Here is a 3,135-nt window from a genome sequence, read left to right on the forward strand (position 1 = left end):
ACGGGGGGGGGTTTTTCGGGGCCCCCCCCTTCCCCCCCCCCCGCGCCCGCCGGGCGGGGCGGGGCGCCGGCGGACGGGGAGTCGACGCTCGTCTGGGACTTCGCGTGGCCGACACGGTGAACAGGCGGCCGGCGCTCGTGCTGGGGACCGCGCAGTTGGGCAACCTCGGCGGACCGATGGATGACGCGACCGCCGCAGCACTGCTGGAGGCGGCATGGGCGGCGGGGGTCCGGCAGTTCGACACGGCGCCGCACTACGGGCTCGGACTCTCGGAGCGCCGTCTTGGCCGGTTCCTCGCGACGAAGCCCCGCGAGGAGTTCCGCGTCAGCACGAAGGTCGGGCGGCTCCTCGTGCCCGCCCCCGAGCGCGATCACCCGCTGCTCGACGACGAGGGGTTCCACGTGCCGCGCGCCTTCCACCGGCGGTGGGACTTCAGCGCACGCGGCATCGGCGACTCGCTCGAGGGCAGTCGTGAACGACTCGGACTCGAGCACATCGACATCGCCTACCTGCACGACCCCGAGCAGCACGCCGAGACGGCGATGGGGGAGGGATACCGTGCGCTCGCCGAATTCAGGGCGACCGGCGTGGTGGGCGAGATCGGCGTCGGCAACCGGAACGTCGAGCTGTTGCGCCACATGGTCGAGGAACTCGACCTCGACCGGATCATGCTCGCGGGGCGGTTCACCCTGCTCGATCAGTCCGCGGCCCACTCCCTCTTCCCGGCCTGTCGACGTCGAGGGGTCGGCATCGACAACGCGTCGGTCTTCAACAGCGGGATCCTCGCCGAGTCGCCGATCGCCGACGGCGCGTGGTTCGATCACGGCGTCGCGTCAACGGCGGTGCTCGATCGAGCACGCCGCATCGAGCGTGTCGTGACGGAGACCGGGTCGACGCTCCCCGCCGCGGCACTGGCGTTCGCCGCCGCCGCAGACGTCGTGCGCACGGTGGTGGTCGGCGCAACGTCCGCCGCTCAGCTTCGCCAGATCGTGGAGTGGCGGGATGCCCCACCGGCTCCCGCGACCTGGGCGCAGTTGGCCGAGGTCGACCTCATCGAGGCCGATCTCATCGCCGGCGAGCCGGCGGCCGGCGCGGCGGCCGCGTTCGGCTGATCGCTACCCGAGCTTGTCGGCGTGCCGGTGCACGACCCGCCAGCCGCTCGGCTCGTGGCGGTACACCTGGGTGGCGCGCAGCGTGAAGGTGCGCGGCTCGCCGTCGATCGAGGTCGAGGCCCGCTCGTAGCCCACGGTGTAGGCCGCTTCGCCGAGCACGTCGAAGGCGATCAGGTCGAACGCGTAGTCGGTGCAGTTCGAGAAGCTCGTCGAGAGTTCCTCGAACGCCTCGATCAGCTCGGAGCGATTCGAGGCGTTGCGCCAGGCGCCGAGCACGCTGACCGGCTCATCGGCCGACCAGATCGCACGGCGTGGGCCGTCGTCGCCGTCGAACATGGCGCGTTCGGCCCGCACGAATTCGCTCTGGAGCCAGATCAGGAAATCCTCGCGATCGCTCATGATCTCAGGATCCTCCCGTCGGCGCCCGGGCACAATCACCGAGTGCTTCCGGAACGCCCGGCGCTCGCGACGAGGGCCGGGCGTTCTTCGTTCGGAGCCGGGGCTACGCCTGCTTCCTGCCGCGCCGCGCGGTGACCGCGAGCACGACGCCGACCGTGCCGACGACGAGTCCGCCCACGGCGAGCACGCGGGCGACCACGTCGTCGGAGCCGGTCTCCGCCGCGACCGACGAGCCTGCCGTGTCGGACGCGTGCTCGGCCGAGGCATCCGCTTCGGCCGCATGGCCGTGGCCGTCGCCGCTCGCCTCGGTGACCGTGATCGCGGGGGCGGGGTGCTCGGGCTCCGCCTCGCCATCGGCGGCGACCTCGCTCCAGTCGGTCCGGCCCTCGGCGCACTCCTGCAGCACCGGGAAGGCGAGCGTCTCGCCCGCGGCATCCGCCGGCAGCTGCGTCGACAGCGAGATCACGTCGCGCAGCTCGCTCGGCAGCGGGGTCACCGCCGTGTACACGACGGCGCTCACGCGCTCGGTGATCTGCGCCCCGTGCGAGTCCTTCTTCGGAGCATCGAGCTGCTCGACGACCTTCTCGATCGTCCAGCCCGGGTTGACGGTGGGGGAGACGCGGTCGACGCCCTCGGGCATCGTGAACGTCAGCCTCGTGGTGGGGCTCTCGCCGCAGCCATGCGGGATGCCGAAACTCAGCACCGTGTAGGCGCCGGCGGCGGTCTCGGTGGACTCGACGCCGACGTGGGCGTTCGCCGCGAGCGGGGCGGCGAGTGCGAGGGCGGTGCCCGCGCCGAGGGCGAGCGCAGCGGCGAGGGAGGTGCGGATCTTGGAGTTCATGCTTGCTCTGCTTTCAGGGTCTGCGAACGTGCACACGGACGATGCGTGTGCGAGGCGTCGCGAAGTGGAGGTGTCAGCGATTCGCCGCGAGGGCGGCGAGCGTCAGCCGCGGCGGTCCCCGATAGCGCAGGGCAGTGCAGAGGAGCGAGGTCGCGTTCGACCCGACGACGCGCGGAGCAGCGGGAGCAAGATGCGCCCGCAACGGCGACACGAGGGCGACGGTGAGCAGGGCCCAGACGCTCCGGATGCCCGAGGCGGCGAAGCGCAGGGCTCGCTGCACCTGGTCGGCCAGGACCACGGCCGACACCGTGAGGACGGCGGCGATCATGTGCGCCACGAGCATCGCGGGCCCGAAATGCTCTTCGTGCACCGGGGAACCCGTCAGCACGACCATCCCGGCAGAATCCGAGTGGTGATGCGGATGCCCCGTGGCGGGAACGGCGGCCTGGAGCCCGGTTCTCGGCGTGAGCGAATAGAGGGCGTGCAGCGCGAGCTGGGCGATCACGGCGGCGAGGGCAGCGCGCGGCGTGCTCTGCCGACTGCCGACGATGAGGATCGCGGACGGCACCGAGAACGCGAGTGCCACGGCGATCGTCACGAGCCCCGGAGGTGTGCCGCCTCCGATCGTGTGCGCCAGCGACGCGAAGAGGATCGCGGCGGCGGCGATCGTGAACGCCCGAACGACCTGGGCGCCGCGACGGATCTGCACCCCATGATCATAGAGCTGCCCGAGAACAGCGAGGTGCCCGAAAACGACGAAGCGCCGCCGGGCGATGCCCGGCC

4 protein-coding genes are annotated in these 3,135 nt (G+C 71.9%); 1 reads left to right on the forward strand and 3 read right to left on the reverse strand.

The annotated features are described in order from the left end of the window. Nucleotides 1-137 precede the first annotated feature (137 nt). Complete coding sequence (locus ACFTQE_RS20015; protein WP_376926718.1) at nucleotides 138-1,112, forward strand: aldo/keto reductase; 975 nt, start codon at nucleotides 138-140, stop codon at nucleotides 1,110-1,112. Nucleotides 1,113-1,115: 3 nt separating this feature from the next. Here the strand turns inward: ACFTQE_RS20015 and ACFTQE_RS20020 are convergent, their stop codons facing one another. The 3 genes from ACFTQE_RS20020 to ACFTQE_RS20030 all read right to left on the reverse strand — a co-directional run bounded on the left by ACFTQE_RS20020 (nucleotide 1,116) and on the right by ACFTQE_RS20030 (nucleotide 3,061). Next, entirely contained in the window at nucleotides 1,116-1,511 is a 396-nt protein-coding gene (locus ACFTQE_RS20020) for a nuclear transport factor 2 family protein (protein WP_376926715.1), read from the reverse strand. 103 nt (nucleotides 1,512-1,614) lie between these two features. Continuing rightward, a complete protein-coding gene (locus tag ACFTQE_RS20025; protein WP_376926716.1) occupies nucleotides 1,615-2,352 on the reverse strand; it encodes a YcnI family protein in 738 nt (245 codons plus the stop codon). A 73-nt stretch (nucleotides 2,353-2,425) separates the two neighbouring features. Then, a complete protein-coding gene (locus tag ACFTQE_RS20030) occupies nucleotides 2,426-3,061 on the reverse strand; it encodes a hypothetical protein (protein WP_376926717.1) in 636 nt (211 codons plus the stop codon). Nucleotides 3,062-3,135 lie beyond the last annotated feature (74 nt).

This window comes from Agromyces sp. NPDC056965 (assembly GCF_042673425.1).
Taxonomy (GTDB): Bacteria; Actinomycetota; Actinomycetes; order Actinomycetales; family Microbacteriaceae; genus Agromyces.